Below are 15,727 nucleotides of genomic sequence, written 5' to 3'. Positions count from 1 at the left end.
GACGCCGAAATAACTTCAGCGGATGGTCTGCTTATTGGTATGCAGTTGGTCCGCCCAATTAATGCCATGCGTTATATATAAATAAGGGGTGAGATATGGGGATTCGGGCTTTTCTGGTCGGCACCGCCAGCGCCATCGCGCTGTTTTCGGGAGCCGCACATGCGCAGGGCAGTGACGCTGCAGCGCCGGACGCCGATGCAAGCCAGAGCGATATCGTCGTTACCGGCTATCGCGCGTCACTGGCAAAATCGATCGACGTGAAGCGCAATTCGGATGCGATCGTCGACTCCATCTCGGCCGAGGATGTCGGCAAATTCCCCAATACCAATGTCGCCGAAGCGCTGACCCTGGTGCCCGGCGTGACCGTCGACCGCCAGTTCGGTCAGGGCGAGAAGGTCTCGATCCTCGGAACCGATCCGGCGCTCAATCGCACCCTGCTCGACGGCCAGACCGTGGCGTCGGCCGACTGGTTCATCCTCGACTCGCCGGGCCGCACCTTCAACTATGCGCTGCTCGCGCCGCAGCTGGTCGGCCGGGTCGACGTCTACAAGTCGCCCGAACCGCGCATCGACGAAGGATCGATCGGCGGCACCGTCAATGTCGTGACCCGCAAGCCGCTGGAGCTGAAGCCGCTGACGATGGCGGGCCAGCTTGGCTATCTCTACAATGATCGCTCGAAGAAGGGCGATATCCAGGGGTCGGCGCTGGTGAGCTGGCATAATGAGGAAGGCACGTTCGGTATCCTCGCCTCGTTCCAGCGCGCCAAGGATCGTCTGCGTCGCGATGGCGTCGAAACCTATGGCACGATGAAGGCCGACCAGTGGGCCGGCGGCAATGCGGACAATCCGGTGGATTCGCGTGACAATGGCTGCGTCGGCGAATGCGCCACCACGCTGACCAACAATCTGGATGCGATCAGCCCGAACGCCTTTGGCACCTCCTATTTCGAGCAGAGCCGCGAGCGTCTGACCTATTCGGCCACCGCCCAGTGGAAGCCGGTCGACGAACTGACGCTGGAGGCGAGCTGGCTCAAGATCGACGCCACCTACAACAATCTCAACCAGTCCATGTATGCCTTCCAGGGCAATACCTGGAACAGCCTGGGCGCGCTGACCGGGATCGAGGTCAATAACGGCATCGTCACCAGCGCGACCTTCAAGAATGCGCTGTCGGTACTGGACGTCCAGTATCGCGAAGCGGAAATGAAGTCGGATACCTATCGCGGCAAGGCGAGCTGGGACGGTGGCAGCTGGGACCTGACCGTCGAGGGCGGCCTGTCGGACGCCGACGGCGGCACCAAGCGTCAGGTCTTCCTCGAATTCCTCAACTGGGCCGACTATAACGTCAATATCGGCGGTGCGCCCAAGGCGCCCGGCACGCTGACCTATGCGACCGATGTCCAGGGCAATCCCAATGCTTTCGTGACCGATCCGGGCTGGAGCGGCAACACCGTCAACAAGCCGACCAGCGACAAGGAACGCTATGGTCAAGCTGACCTGGGCTTTGATTTCGACGGTGCATTGAAGCGCATCCAGATCGGCTATAAATATCGCCATCACGAGACCGGCCAGCAATATGGCGGCATCGCGCTCAACGGCCTGTCGGTGGCTGCGGCGCAGTTCGATCCCAAGACCGTTGCCGGCAATTATCTGAGCGGCTTCAATGGTATCAACGACCAGATGGCGAACCGCTTCGTCATCAGCGGCCCGTCGATGGTCGACTATCTGGAGGGCCAGACGCTTCCGACCCCGTCGATCTTCGCGGCAGCCGAGTTCACCGCCGGCAACTGGAATATCCAGGAAGATATCAACGCGGTCTACGCCCAGGCCAATTTCGACACCGGTACGCTGCGCGGCAATTTCGGCGTGCGTTATGTGAATACCAAGACTGACAGCGCCGGCTATGTCTGCAATCCGGGCGCGCCGTGCAACAGCCAGGCCGACTGGACCTGGCAGACCACCAAGCGCAGCTATGACAATTGGCTGCCGAGCCTGAACGTGGCCTGGAATGCGCAGCAGGACCTGATCGTCCGCTTCTCGGCCGCCGAAGTGATGTCGCGTCCCAACTATGCCGACATGACCAATTATTTCTGGCTGTCGGACACGGTGCTGACCGGCGGCGGCGGCAACCCGAACCTGAAGCCCTATACCTCGGGCAACCTCAACGCCTCGGTCGAATGGTATTTCAAGCAGGGTTCGATCCTGTCGGCCGAACTCTTCTACAAGGATATCAGCAACTATATCCTGCAGAGGACCGCACCCGAGCAATATTTCAACCAGTCGCAGGGCCGGGTGACGACCTATCAGATCAGCCGCCCCTACAATGCCGGTTCGGCCGAGGTGAAGGGCTTTGCCGTCGCCTATCAGCAGAACCTGCCTTATGGTTTCGGCCTGCTCGCCAACTACACCTATTCGGACGGTTCGGGTCAGGGTGGTCAGGACCTGCCCTACAACTCGAAGCATCAGGTCAGCGTCAGCCCCTTCTTTGAAAGCGGCCCGGTCGCGCTGCGCGCCACCTACACCTGGCGGTCGAAATATTTCACCGGCATCGACCGTGGCGACGAGATGTATGTGCGGGACTCCGACAATCTGGACGTGTCGGCGACCTATAATGTCACGCCGCAGATCGGCATCACCCTGTCGGGCATGAACCTGACCGACGCGCAATATTATGCCTATGCCAACACCACTGCACTGCCGCGCGGCGTCTATCGCTCGGGCCGCAAGTTCATGGCGACGGTGAACTTCAACTATTGATTGCCTCGCCTGTCAGAAGGCGCATGACATGAAGACGGCGGGACGGAACGCAACAGCGTCCGCCCGCCGCACGTCCCTTGTCGCGCCCGCGCGGCGCGGCAGGGGCACGCTATTTTCGGGAGCCTGTTTCGTGATCCGTGCCCGCCGCCTGACGCTGTTTGCGTCGCTGATGCTGTCCGGCATCGCCAACGCCCCGGCCATGGCCGAACTGCCCCGCCTGCTGCCGGTGCCTGCGCAGATGCGCGAGGGACAGGGCAGCTTCCAGATTACATCCGTCACCCCTGTCCGGGTTCAGGCCGGCGATGCCGCCGCCCGCAACGCAGCCGAGCGGTTCGCCGACCTGGTCGCGCGCAGCCGGGGCTTCCGCCCGCGGATCGAGACGGGTGGTGACGCGAGTAATGCGATATCGTTCCGCCGGGCCAAGGCCGGCGCGGCTGAATCCTACACATTGGACGTCACGGACAAGGGCGCAACGATCGCTGCAACTGACGATGCCGGCCTGCTCTATGGCGCGGTGACGCTATGGCAGGCGATGACGCAGGATCAGGCGGCCGGTCCGGTGTCGGTCGCGGCGATGCAGATTGCCGACGCGCCGCGCTTCCCGTGGCGCGGGCTGATGCTCGACAGCGCCCGCCATTTCCAGTCGCCCGCCTATGTCCGCCAGTTGATCGACTGGATGGCGGTCAACAAGCTCAACCGGCTGCACTGGCATCTGGTCGATGACCAGGGCTGGCGCATTGAGATCCCCAAATATCCACGCCTCACGGAAATTTCCGCCTGGCGCGTGCCCGCCGGAGCGCCGGGCGCGCCGCCGCTGCCCAAGGTCGGCGGCTTCTACACCCAGGCCGAAATCCGCGAGATCGTCGCCTATGCCGCCGCGCGCGGCATCATGATCGTGCCGGAAATCGAGATGCCGGGCCATGCGCTGGCGGCAATCCGCGCCTATCCCAAGCTGGGCATGGGCGTGGCGATCCCGCCGGGCACGGAGTCCGACTGGGGTGTCTTCCCCTGGCTCTACAATGCCGATGACGCGACCTTTGGCTTTCTGGAGGACGTGCTGACCGATGTGATGGCGCTGTTCCCGTCGCCCTATATCCATATCGGCGGCGACGAGGCGGTGAAGGACCAGTGGAAATCCTCGCCGGCGATGCAGGCGAAGATGAAGGCGCTGGGCATCGGCAGCGAGGATGCGATGCAGGGCTGGTTCATGCACCGCATCGACGATTTCCTGACCAAACATGGCCGCAAGCCGATCGGCTGGGACGAGATATTGGAAGGCGGCGCCTCGCCCCACGCCACCATCACCTCCTGGCGCGGGATTGAGGGGGCGGTGACCGCCGCCAAGTCCGGCCATGACGCGATATTGAGCCCGGCGCCGATCCTCTATTTCGACAATCGCCAGGGCTTCGGGCCGCTGGAGCCGCCGGGGCGGGGGCATCTGTCGGACCTGCACAGCGTCTATGACTTCAATCCGGAGCCCGAGGGGCTGAGCGCTGCCGAGCAGCAGCATATATTGGGGCTGCAGGGCAATCTCTTCACCGAGCATGTCCGCACCGAGGAACGCGCCCAGTGGCAGCAATTTCCGCGCGGCAGCGCCGTCGCCGAAATCGGCTGGTCGCCGGTCGCGAGCCATGATTTTGCCAGCTTCATGGACCGGCTGGTGCCGCAGATGATGCGGATGGGAACGCTGGGGCTGAAGCCCGCGATCAGCGCGCTGACGGTGACGGCAAAGACCGACTATGCGCCGGGCGACAAGACGGCACGGGTAACGCTGGATAGCCAGTCGGGCTTCCCGATCCATTATACGCTGGACGGCAGCGCGGTGACGCCCCGTGCGCCGGTGTACAAGGACGGTCTCAGCCTGCCGGTCGGTACCCGGCTGCGGGCCGGCACCGCCTGGCGCGGCGGGATGATGCCGGGCGCGATCGACATCGGTCTCGACGCCACCTTCCTGCGCCGCCGCACTGATGAGCAATTGGCGAGCTGCGCCAACAAGGTGGTGCTCTCGCTGGAGGATGATGCCCCGGCGCAGGGCGAGCGCGCGCATTTCCTGACCGATATCCTCCAGCCCTGCTGGCTCTATGCCGACGCTCCGGTCGGCGGCGCGTCCAGGATCGCGATCGATGTCGGCCAGCTGCCCTTCAATTTCCAGATCGGCAAGGATCGCGACGCCATTCATTTCCGCGCCCCGGCGACCCCGGCTGGCGAAGTGGAAGTGCGGGCCGGCAGCTGCGAGGGTGAACGCATCGCCGTGCTGCCGCTGGGGCCGGCGGTCGGAAACCCGGAAGTGACCCGTCTGGTCGCGCCGATCGCGCCACGCGGCGGCAAGCAGAATTTGTGCATCACCTATACGGCGAAGGATGTTGAGCCTCTATGGGCGATCAAGCAGGTGGAACTGATCCCATGAGCGGGATGATGGCCAGCGTGACGTTGCGCGCGCCCCTGGCGGGCTGGCTGGCGCCGATCGAAAGCGTGCCCGATCCGGTCTTTGCCGAACGGATGATGGGCGAGGGCTTTGCCATCGACCCGATCGTGGGCGAAGTCCGCGCGCCGGCCGATGCGACCGTGCTGACGGTGGCGCCGACCGGCCATTCGGTCTCGCTGCGCCTGGCCAATGGCGCGGAACTGCTGATCCATGTCGGGCTGGAGACGGTGACGCTGGGCGGCAAGGGCTTCACGCCGCAAGTGAAGCCGGGCGATGCCGTGGCGACCGGAGACCTGCTGATCGGTTTCGACCTCGATGCCGTGGCGGAAGGGGCCAAGGCGCTGATCACGCCGGTGGTGCTGGCCGGCGAGGGCTATGCCCTGTCGCTGGAGCCGCTTGATCGACTGGTCGGCTGGAATGATGGCGTCGCGCGGATCACGGCGCTGGCGCCGGTGGCGGCCAAGGGTGACAGCGAAGGCGACAGTCATGAGCGCGCGGTGCGGGTCGATGCGCCCCATGGCATCCATGCCCGCCCGGCGGCGCGGATCGCGGCGCTGCTGCGGACCTTCGTCGCGCCGGTGGCGATCGTGCGGGACGGCAAGAGCGTCAATGCGCGCAGCACGGTCGGGCTGCTTGGTCTGGGCGTGCGTTGCGGCGATGAGATCATCATTCGGGGCGAGGGTAGCGATGCCCGCGCAGCGGTCGAGGCGCTGGTGGCGCTGATCGAAGCGGGCCTGGGCGAGGAGGCGAAGGCCGATCATCCTGCGCCGGCACCGGTCGTGTCGCTACATGGGCCGGTGACGGCCGCGCCGGGCCTGGCGATCGGCCAGGTAGTGCAGCTCCGCGTTGCTGATGTCGATGTCCCAAGCGACGGGCAGGGCGGTGCGGCCGAACATGCCGCGCTCGCCCGCGCGATGGCGGCGGTCGATGCCGAACTGTCGGCGGGTCATGGCCTGGTCGCCGAAATCGCGGCGGCGCATCGCGCGTTGCTGGCGGACCCGGAACTGGCCGAGGCTGCCGGGCATCAGATCGATGCCGGGCGCAGCGCGGCCTTCGCCTGGCGCCATGCGACCGCGCAGGCGGCGGAGGCGATCCGCGCGACCGGCGATGCGCTGCTGATGGAGCGTATCGCCGATCTTATCGACATCGAGCGGCAGTTGATCGCCGCCCTGCTCGGTACCCAGGCCAGCGCGGTGCCGACGCTGCCCCCACAAAGCATATTGATCGCCGAGGATCTGCTCCCCTCGCAGTTCCTGGCGCTCGATAGGGACCGTCTGGCCGGAATCTGCACGGCGGCCGGCGGTCCCACCTCTCATGTCGCGATCCTCGCGGCGTCGGCCGGCATCCCGATGCTGGTCGCCGCCGGGCGGGATGTGCTGGCCATCGCCGAAGGGCGGACGGTCATTCTCGACGCGGACGGGGCGCGGATCGATGCCGATCCGGGCGTGAATACGCTGGCCGAGGTCAGCGAGCGGATTGCCGCGGCGCGCGAGCAGCGCAGCCGCGACCGGGCGCAGGCCCATGCCGATTGCCGCATGGCGGACGGCACCCGGATCGAGATTTTCGCCAATCTGGGATCGCAGGCCGATGCCGCCGCCGCCGTGACGGCCGGGGCCGAGGGCTGCGGCCTGTTGCGCACCGAATTCCTGTTCCTGGAGCGGGAGGAGGCGCCGGACGAGGCCGAGCAAAGGGAAATTTATTCCGGTATCGCAACGACATTGGGCGATCGACCGCTGATCGTGCGGACGCTCGACATTGGCGGCGACAAGCCGGTGCCCTATCTGCCGATGGCGGCGGAGGAAAATCCGGCGCTGGGCCTGCGCGGCGTGCGCCTCAGCCTCGCCCGGCCGGACCTGATGCAGGTCCAATTGCGCGCGATCCTGCGCGCCGTGCCGGCGGACCAGTGCCGCATCATGCTGCCGATGATCGTCGACCTGTCCGACTATCGCGCGATCAGGGCGATGCTGGACGCGGAAAAGGCAGCGCTGGGTATCGATGCGCCGGTGCCGCTGGGCGTGATGATCGAGACGCCGGCGGCGGCGATGCTGGCCGACATGCTGGCGGCCGAGGCCGATTTCCTGTCGATCGGCACCAATGACCTGACCCAATATGTGCTGGCCGTCGATCGCGGTAACGCGGCGGTGTCGCACCGGATCGATGCGCTGCATCCCGCGGTGCTGCGCCTGATCCGTGAAGTCGGGCGCGGGGCGCAGCGCCATGGCCGCTGGGCCGGCGTCTGTGGCGGCCTTGCCTCCGACCCGCTCGCCGCGCCGATCCTGATTGGCCTTGGCATCACCGAATTGTCGGCCACCCCGGCCGCCATCGCCCGATTGAAGGCGGTGGTACGCACGCTCGACATGGATCGCTGCATCGACCTGGCGGAGCGCGCCTGCGCCGCCGAAAGCCCTACCGCCGTGCGCGCGATGGCCCAAGGAGTCCTGGCATGAGCTTCCGTCCCGCCACCCTGCTGGCCCGGCTGCAACCGCTCGGCCGGGCGCTGATGCTACCGATCGCGGTGTTGCCGATCGCGGCGCTGCTGCTGCGCCTTGGTCAGCCCGACATGCTCGCCATTCCCTTCGTCGCGGCGGCGGGCGACGCGATCTTCTCCAATCTCGGCCTGCTCTTCGCGGCCGGTGTCGCCGTGGGCCTCGCCCGCGAAAATCATGGCGCGGCGAGCCTAGCCGGCGTGATCGCCTATCTGGTGACGACCGAAGGCGCGAAGGTGCTGCTGGTCCTGCCGCCCGACGTGGCGGAGGCAGCGCAGGCCGCCTGGCGCGCCAAGGAAATCGCCAAGGTCTCGGTACCCGCCGGCATCCTGTCGGGCATCGTCGCGGGGCTGCTCTACAACCGCTTTTCGGACATCAAGCTGCCCGATTATCTGGCCTTCTTCGCCGGGCGGCGGTTCGTGCCGATCGTCGCGGGGCTGGCCGGCCTGTTCGGCGCGCTGATGTTCGGCCTGGGCTTCCCCTGGATCGAAGCGGGGATCGATCGCCTGAGCCAATGGGTGGTGGCGGCCGGGCCGCTCGGCCTGTTCGTCTTTGGCCTGCTGAACCGGCTGCTGCTGATTACCGGGCTGCACCATATCATCAACAATGTCGCCTGGTTCCTGCTCGGCGATTTCCATGGCGCGACCGGCGATATCAAGCGCTTCTTCGCTGGTGATCCGACCGCCGGCGGCTTCATGTCGGGCTTCTTCCCGGTGATGATGTTCGGTCTTCCCGCCGCCTGCCTCGCCATGTATCGCACCGCCTTGCCCGATCGGCGCAAGCGGGTCGGTGGCCTGCTGCTCAGCCTCGCGCTCACCTCCTTCCTCACCGGCGTGACCGAGCCGATCGAGTTCAGCTTCATCTTCCTGGCGCCGATCCTCTATGTCGTCCATGCGGTGCTGACCGGCCTGTCGATGGTCGTCATGGACGCGCTGGGCGTGAAGCTGGGCTTCGGCTTTTCCGCCGGCCTGTTCGACTATCTGATGAACTATGGCCTTGCGACCCGGCCGCTGATGCTGATCCCGGTGGGGGCGGTCTATTTCGCTGTCTATTATGTGACCTTTAGCTGGTGCATCCGCCGCTTCAACCTGAAGACGCCGGGGCGCGAGGATGAACCCGCCGCTGCGGCGGGCATGCCAAGCGTGGCCGGCGCGCGCGGGCCGGCGATGGTCGCGGCGTTGGGCGGGAAAGCCAATGTCCGGTCGGTCGATGCCTGCACCACCCGGCTGCGTCTGGTGCTGGGCGACAGCGCGATCGTTGACGAGGCGCGGTTGCGGGCGCTGGGTGCGCGCGGCATCGTTCGTCTGCGCGACGGCGGCTTCCAGGTGGTGCTGGGGCCGGTGGCGGACCAGGTCGCGGCGGAAATACGCAATGCGCTGGCCGGCGCTGAGGCTTTCGCATCGGAGCATTCGGGGGCTGCCGCCCTGATCGCGCTACTGCGTGGCGCTGGCGTGCGCGATGTCGAGCAGCGGGGCGCGCGGGTCCTGGTGCGGCTGGACCGCGTCGACGCGATCGATGCTGTCCGGCTGGGCGAAGCCGGGGTGAAGGCATGGGTGATCCCGGACCGCGCCAACGGATGGTTACACCTGATCGTCGGCGATGATGCAGGCGCGCTGACGACAGCCCTCGCCGTGCGCTGAAGAGGGCGCGGGGCTTTATGTCCCGCAACCATAATTTTGTCCCGATCGCCCAGTCGGGCGGCATTGTCCTTCCCGTCCTGGATTGCGATCCTGTGCCGGAGCAGGGCGTCGATGTGGCGGCGTGCGGGAGGATGCGAGGATGGACCATATGTCACGGCTCATCGACCAGGCTCGTCAGGCGACGGGTCTGGCCGATTTCGGCGCGGATGGTTTTCGCGAGGGGCTTGATATCCTCATCGCGTCGGCGGATGCGGAAGCAGGCTTCAACGACCTTGGACGCGCGGCGTTCGATGCCCAGATCGTCGCGTTCCTTTCCAGCCGGCTGGAAGTGGAACATTGGTATCGCCAGCATCCGGAAATTGACGAGGAGCAGATCGTCGCGCCGCTGATCGGCCTCGGACTGCCGCGCACCGGATCGACGCCCTTGTCCTGCATGTTGGCGCAGGATCCCGCGGTCCGCGTGATCCGCAACTGGGAAGGGCGCAAACCCTGTCCGCCGCCAGAGAGCGCTACCCAATATGATGATCGCCGCATCGCAGAGGCGGAGGCGGCGATGGCACAGCGCAACCGCCTCTTTCCGCGCATGCGCCAGATGGTACCCAGTACGGCGACCTCGCCGACCGAATGCCAGACCTTCATGGGGTTCGACTTCAAGTCGCAGCTATTTCAGGCAACCGCCCATATTCCCGCCTATATCGACTGGTTCAACCACCGGGCCGATCTGGTGCCGACCTACAGCTATGTGAAGCGGGTGCTCAAGCTGTTGCAATGGCATTGTCCGCCGCGCCGCTGGCGGTTGAAGAACCCCACCCATATCCTGTTCATCGACGCGCTCGACCAGGTGTTTCCCGACGCGCGCTTCTGGATGACGCATCGTAATGTGGCGGATGTGATCCCGTCGGTCAGCGATCTCTATGCCGAACTCAGCGCGCCCTTCACCGACCGGCTCGACAAGGCGTGGATCGGTGCGGTGACGGCCGATTTCTGCGAAACCGGCATGCGGCGGATGATCGCCTTCCGCGATAGCGGGCAGGATCATCGTTTCTTCGACATCGATTTCGCGGCGGTCCAGCGCGATCCCTATCCGGTGCTGGCGGCGCTCTATGCCTTCATGGGCGAAGAACTGACCGACGAGACGCGGACCCGGATCGCAGCCTGGCGGGCGTCGAGCCCGCGCGACAAACATGGTGTGCATCGCGTCGATCCCGCCGAGTTCGGGTTGGACCGGCAGGGGCTGCGGGACCGGTTCGATTTCTACGCCCGGCGCTTCGATCTGGATGTCGCGACGGCCTGAAGGGGAGATGAGAATGACCGCGAAAGACTGGACCGGCGGGCTGCGCCCGGAGCAGGATCTGATGTTCCCGTCCCGGCCGGACGATCCGGAAATGCGGGAAAGCGCATCGATCTGGCTGTTCGCCGAGGATGGCAGTTTCGGCTTTCCCCGCATTGGTATCGAGGCGGAGGCCAGCAATTGGGTGCAACGCCGTTTCCAGGCCAATTTCGCCTTTCCCGACGGGCGTGTTCTCAATGCCGCCGATATCGGGGCCGCGCCATCGGCCATCGGCCCGGATGGGCAGCCGAGCATCCTGGGCGCGGGACCGCTGGTTTTTCGCTGTATCGAGCCATTCCGTCGCTGGTCGGTCGGTTTCGACGGCGTGGCGGTCGACAGCGATGTCGCGGCACAGATTGGCCAGGCGGTCGATCCGTCCCGCCGCAGTCCCATCCGGTTCGAGGCGGAACTCAGCATGGCTGCCCCGGCCTGGGTACAGGACAATGCGCCCGAACGGGTTGCGAAGATGTCGGCGGAGGCGGCGATCGAGGCGGCGAATATGGGCGTGGGCTATCGGATCGAACAGATGTTCCGGGCCAAGGGCTGGCTGGAGATCGACGGGCAGACCCGGGATTTCCGTGCCGTGGGCTCGCGCATCCATCGCCAGAGCATAAGGCCGCTGGCCGGCTTTCGGGGGCATTGCTGGCAATCGGCGCTGTTCCCCGACGGCCGCGCCTTCGGCTATATCGCCTATCCGCCGCGCGAGGACGGATCGGACGGCTATAATGAGGGCTATGTCTATCAGGATGGCCGCATGTACCCGGCGCGGGCGGTGCGATCACCCTGGCTGACGCGGGCAATCGGGCAGGGCGACGACGCCTCGCTGGAACTGGAGACAGAATTGGGCATCGCCCGGATCGAGGGCGCGACCGCATTGTCGACCTTTCGCATCGGCAATCCTGACATGGGTGGGTTCAACCTGCAGCAGACCGGCGCGCGCTATCGCTGGGATGGGCAGAGTGCCTATGGCATGCTGGAACGCTCCACGCCGGAAGCGATCGCGATCGGCTAGCGTTCGGCGGCAATCCGCTGCCGGTATTGGCGGGGTGTTTCCCCGGTGGCACGGGTGAAGGCGGCGGTGAAATTGGCCGGCGCAGCGAAGCCGAGCGCATGTGCGACCTGCTTTACCGGCATGGATTCTGCGAGCAGGGTCCGGGCGCGGGCAATCTGTTGGCGGGCGATGTCGTCGCCGATCGAACGGGTGCGGCTGACGCGGTAGCCCCGCGTCATCTGTCGCACCGACAGGCCGCACAGCCGGGCCAGTTCATCCAGGCTGGGCGGGCCGGACCCATCGGCCAGGCGGGTGTCGATGCGGCGCAGGCGCCAAGGGGCCAGGCCACCGGCCGGAATGCTGTCGTCCGCGCGACAATGGCGGGCAAGGTCCAGTGCCACCTGCATCGCCAGCAATTCGCACAGCGCATCGCTGGCGAAGCCTGGATTGCGGATCTCGTCATGGATGCGACGGAGCGAAGCCTTGATCGCCGGGCTGGCGATATCCAGATGGCGGCCCAGATCCGCGCTGGAGGCCGGCGGGCAGGGTACGCCCCGATGCGCCAGCGCCTCCGGCTCGAACTCGCAGATGATCGCGAGCTGGTCGATCGCTTCACCCCGTGCACGTATGGCCTCGCCCGGGGGCACCAGGAACATCTCGCCGATCGGCTCGAACCGGGTCGCGCCCCAACGGTCGGGAAAGCCGGCCTGGCCGCTTTGGGGCCGTGGCAGCAGGCCAAGTTCAAGCCGGTAACCGCTTGGCGCGCCGATGATGTCAACCGGCCCGGATTGCCGATAGCGGATCATGCGCACCCGCGCGGCCGGGAAATCCAGATCCGCCTCGATCCGGGCAAAGGCGCTTTCCTGCGATGCGCGAGCCATCAGCCTCTCCATCCTGTCCGCTGCCATAGTGCCATGGTCGCGGAGACCCGCATCAGGAAAATTGCGGGCGTGCGATTGATCGGTCCCCCGATCCGGACGCTTGATTGGGGGGCAGGAGGGTGATCCGCCGGGTAATGCCGATCGCATCGAGGAAGCGTTCATCATGGCTGACCACCAGCAAGGCCCCGTCATAACCGCGCAGACCGGCTTCCACCGCTTCGATCGCGTCGAGATCGAGATGGTTGGTCGGTTCGTCCAGGATCAACAGCGGCGGCGGTGCGCTGCCCAGCACGCAGGCCAGGCCGGCACGCAGCATCTGGCCGCCGCTGAGGGCACCGACCCGCTGCAGCGCCGCGTCGCCCCGGAAACGGAAGGCGGCGAGCAGGGCACGGCAGGCATTGTCATCCAGTTCGGGATGTAGCCGGGCGCAATTGTCGGCGATCGAGTGATCCGGATCGAGCAGCGCGACGGTCTGGTCCAGCATCGCATGGGGGACCGGTCGCAGGACATGGCCGGCGAGCGGTGGCAGGGTTCCGGCAATGGTGTCGAGGAGGCTGGTCTTGCCCGACCCGTTGGGGCCGGCAATCGCGATCCGCTCCGGCCCTTCGACCAGCAGACTGAAATCGCACAGCAATGGCCGTTCGGGATCATGGCCGACGGTCACATGGTCAAGGCGAAGGATGGTACGGCCCGGTGCCAGCCTGGTCGAGGGCAGGTCGAGGCGGATCGGTTCCACTATCTCGACCCGGTCGCGCGCGGCGCGGGCTTGCTCCTCGGCGGCGTCACGCAGCCGTTCGGCGATCTGGCGGCTGGCTGCGGAGGAGGCTTCGGCCTGGTTCTTGCGGGCACCGATCAGGATACGGGGCATGTCGCCGCGTGCGCCCTTGCGCGCGCCGGCCGCGTCGCGGCGCTGCTGCCGTTCGGTTGCCACCTGGGCCTTGCGCGCGGCCTGCTTCACCTGTCGCTCGCTGCTGTCCAGTTCCTGGGCGGCAGCGGCGAGTTCCACCGCCTTGCGCGCGCGATAATCGGTCCAGTTGCCGCCATAGCGCTGGGCGCCAAGGCCGGACAGTTCGACGATCGCATCGACCTGTTCCAGCAGTTCACGATCATGGCTGACCAGGATCAGGCCGGCATGCCATCCTGAAACCAGATCGGCGACGGCGGCACGTCCAGCACGGTCGAGATTGTTGGTCGGCTCGTCCAGCAGCAGGAAATCGGGTGTGTCGAGGATCGCGCCGGCCAATGCGGCGCGGGTCCGCTGTCCCCCCGATAATGACCGCAAAAGCGTGTCCGGTCCGGCGTCGAGGCCGACCCGATCCAATGCTGCGGCCATGCGCGTTTCCAGTGTCCAGTCCGCTTTGGCGAGCTGATCTGCTGTGGCGTCGCCGATTTCGGCCTGACGGAGCAGGTCGATGGCGTCGGCCACTTCCCAAAGGTCGGCGATGCGCTGATCGGCGCCGAACTGTACCGCCTGACGCAACCGTGCGACGGTGCCATTGACGGTGACGCTGCCGCTGGTTGGGGCCTGATCGCCGGCGATCAGCCGCAACAGGGTCGTCTTGCCGACGCCATTGCGGCCGACCAGGGCCGCGCGTTCATTGTGGAAACGGAGGTCTAGACCGGAAAGGACGGCCTGGCCGTCAGGCGTGGACCAGGTGAGATTGGAACAGAGGATCGAGGGCATGAACATGGATTTCCCTGGCAATGGTGCGGAATGGCATTGCGGTCAGGTTGAAATCCACGGGCGGGGCCTCTTGTTTGCGAACTGGACCTCCATCTAGGCCGAATGGACGAGCGGTTCAAGGCCGCGCGCCGTCACGGCAAACATCGGTATCGCGATCAAGGACATGAAAGCCACGCTTTTCTGCGGAAAATGCTGGGCCAAGGGCGCCGGCACAAGCCCGCCGACCGCGGTGTCGCACTTGTGCGGCCGGTCGCGCGTCCGCCATGGCAGGCCAGACGCATATATCGCCGGAGGGGACCAGATCCGTGAGCACCATGATTTTCGACTGTTCGGATATCGACCAGTATCTCGGCAAGCCGATGCAGCCGGCACGGATGCGCGAGCCGATCCACAACAACGATATTCGCCGCTGGGCGCAGGCGATGCACTATCCCAACCTGCTGCATTATGACGCCGATTATGCGGCGGACGGGCGTTGGGGCAAGCTGGTCGCGCCCCAGAGCTTTGCCGTCACGATGGACGATGGCCATGGTGCTGGCCCGGCCTGTGTCGGCGCCATTCCCAATTCGCACCTGCTGTTTGGTGGCGACGAATGGTGGTTTTACGGCCCGCGCATCCACGGCGGCGACCTGGTCCATAACGAGCGCATTCCGTTCGATTATACGGTCAAGGATACCAAGTTCGCCGGCCCGACCTGTTTCCAGCGCGGCGACAATAATTATTATAACCAGAATGGCGAATTGATCGCCAAGCAGCGGTCGACCGCGATCCGCTATCTGGCCGAGGCCGGGCGCGAAAAGACCACGGACGATCTGGTGGAGGGGACGGAGGACCCGGTCTGGACCGACAAGGAACTGGCCGAGATCCAGGATCGCAAGTTCAACTGGGTGCAGATGTTGCACGATCTGGGGCATGGCAAGCGCTACTGGGATGATGTGGCGATCGGCGATGCGCTGCCCGAACGGGTGATCGGTCCGCACAGCATCGCGAGTTTCACCACCGAATGGCGCGCCTATCTGTTCACGATCTGGGGCGGCACCCATCGTCGTACCGACCTGGACCTCGCCGCCCTGGGCTTCGTCGATGAAATGGCCGGGCATGAAAATGATCCGGTGATGGAGCGGATCAATCCCGAACTGACCGATGGCGCCTATTTCGGTCCGTCGCGCGGGCATTTGTTCCCGCGCTGGGCGCGCTTCATCGGCATGCCGCGTGCTTATGGCTATGGCGCATCGATGGGCGCGTGGATCGTCGACTATCTGTCCGGCTGGGCCGGCGAGTGGGGCATGGTCACCCACTCCGTCGCGTCCTATCGCGGCCCTGCCTTTACCGGTGACATCACGATCATGACGGGGACGGTCGTAGACAAGTTCACCGACGATGAAGGTCGGGAGGTGGTGCAGATTGATTGCCGCATGATCAACCAAAGCGGCACCACACTCGCCACCGCCAAGGCGGAAGTTGCGCTGCCGCGCAAATAGGGCAGAGGGCAAAATCATCCCATCCCCGTGCGATCAACGGGCAACTTCTTGAT

At 65.7% G+C, this 15,727-nt stretch carries 9 protein-coding genes; 7 read left to right on the top strand and 2 right to left on the bottom strand.

What is annotated here, in order from left to right:
• The first annotated feature begins 95 nt into the window (after positions 1-95).
• From PMI04_RS12030 to PMI04_RS12005, 6 genes are all read left to right on the top strand, one after another.
• Positions 96-2,756, top strand: a complete 2,661-nt coding sequence (locus tag PMI04_RS12030; protein ID WP_007707025.1) for a TonB-dependent receptor — start codon at positions 96-98, stop codon at positions 2,754-2,756.
• Between the two features lie 130 nt (positions 2,757-2,886).
• Positions 2,887-5,163, top strand: coding sequence for a family 20 glycosylhydrolase (locus PMI04_RS12025; protein WP_283184778.1), 2,277 nt, complete (start codon positions 2,887-2,889; stop codon positions 5,161-5,163).
• Complete coding sequence (gene ptsP / locus PMI04_RS12020) at positions 5,160-7,628, top strand: phosphoenolpyruvate--protein phosphotransferase (RefSeq protein ID WP_007705642.1); 2,469 nt, start codon at positions 5,160-5,162, stop codon at positions 7,626-7,628. The genes PMI04_RS12025 and ptsP overlap by 4 nt, the downstream gene beginning before the upstream one ends.
• Positions 7,625-9,307: an N-acetylglucosamine-specific PTS transporter subunit IIBC gene (nagE, locus tag PMI04_RS12015; RefSeq protein ID WP_007705640.1), complete on the top strand. Its 1,683-nt coding sequence runs from the start codon at positions 7,625-7,627 to the stop codon at positions 9,305-9,307. The genes ptsP and nagE overlap by 4 nt, the downstream gene beginning before the upstream one ends.
• Positions 9,308-9,455: 148 nt before the next feature.
• A complete protein-coding gene (locus PMI04_RS12010; protein WP_202947598.1) occupies positions 9,456-10,601 on the top strand; it encodes a sulfotransferase in 1,146 nt (381 codons plus the stop codon).
• Positions 10,602-10,614: 13 nt separating this feature from the next.
• Positions 10,615-11,649 carry a hypothetical protein gene (locus PMI04_RS12005; RefSeq protein ID WP_007705622.1) on the top strand — a complete coding sequence of 345 codons (1,035 nt, stop codon included), beginning with the start codon at positions 10,615-10,617 and terminating at the stop codon, positions 11,647-11,649.
• On the opposite strand, the gene PMI04_RS12000 is transcribed toward PMI04_RS12005, so the two are convergent.
• Positions 11,646-12,509, bottom strand: a complete 864-nt coding sequence (locus PMI04_RS12000) for an AraC family transcriptional regulator (RefSeq protein ID WP_007705620.1) — start codon at positions 12,507-12,509, stop codon at positions 11,646-11,648. The genes PMI04_RS12005 and PMI04_RS12000 overlap by 4 nt on opposite strands.
• Positions 12,510-12,561: 52 nt before the next feature.
• The gene (locus PMI04_RS11995) at positions 12,562-14,199 is read right to left on the bottom strand and encodes an ABC-F family ATP-binding cassette domain-containing protein (protein ID WP_007705618.1); all 1,638 of its coding nucleotides are present in this window, start codon (positions 14,197-14,199) and stop codon (positions 12,562-12,564) included.
• 299 nt (positions 14,200-14,498) lie between these two features.
• Between PMI04_RS11995 and PMI04_RS11990 the strand changes: the two genes are divergently transcribed.
• The gene (locus PMI04_RS11990) at positions 14,499-15,674 is read left to right on the top strand and encodes a MaoC family dehydratase N-terminal domain-containing protein (RefSeq protein WP_007705616.1); all 1,176 of its coding nucleotides are present in this window, start codon (positions 14,499-14,501) and stop codon (positions 15,672-15,674) included.
• The last annotated feature ends 53 nt before the right edge of the window (positions 15,675-15,727 follow it).

It is taken from the genome of Sphingobium sp. AP49, from assembly GCF_000281715.2.
Lineage (GTDB): Bacteria > Pseudomonadota > Alphaproteobacteria > Sphingomonadales > Sphingomonadaceae > Sphingobium.
Note: the sequence above shows the minus strand (reverse complement) of the source record. Positions and strands in the feature narration are given on the sequence as shown.

What these genes read in the sequence shown, in the direction of transcription:
- PMI04_RS11995 (WP_007705618.1), bottom strand. Translation starts at nt 14,199, where the DNA reads ATGTTCATGCCCTCGATCCTCTGTTCCAATCTCACCTGGTCCACGCCT.
- PMI04_RS12000 (WP_007705620.1), bottom strand. Translation starts at nt 12,509, where the DNA reads ATGGCTCGCGCATCGCAGGAAAGCGCCTTTGCCCGGATCGAGGCGGAT.
- nagE (WP_007705640.1), top strand. Translation starts at nt 7,625, where the DNA reads ATGAGCTTCCGTCCCGCCACCCTGCTGGCCCGGCTGCAACCGCTCGGC.
- PMI04_RS12010 (WP_202947598.1), top strand. Translation starts at nt 9,456, where the DNA reads ATGTCACGGCTCATCGACCAGGCTCGTCAGGCGACGGGTCTGGCCGAT.
- ptsP (WP_007705642.1), top strand. Translation starts at nt 5,160, where the DNA reads ATGAGCGGGATGATGGCCAGCGTGACGTTGCGCGCGCCCCTGGCGGGC.
- PMI04_RS12005 (WP_007705622.1), top strand. Translation starts at nt 10,615, where the DNA reads ATGACCGCGAAAGACTGGACCGGCGGGCTGCGCCCGGAGCAGGATCTG.
- PMI04_RS12030 (WP_007707025.1), top strand. Translation starts at nt 96, where the DNA reads ATGGGGATTCGGGCTTTTCTGGTCGGCACCGCCAGCGCCATCGCGCTG.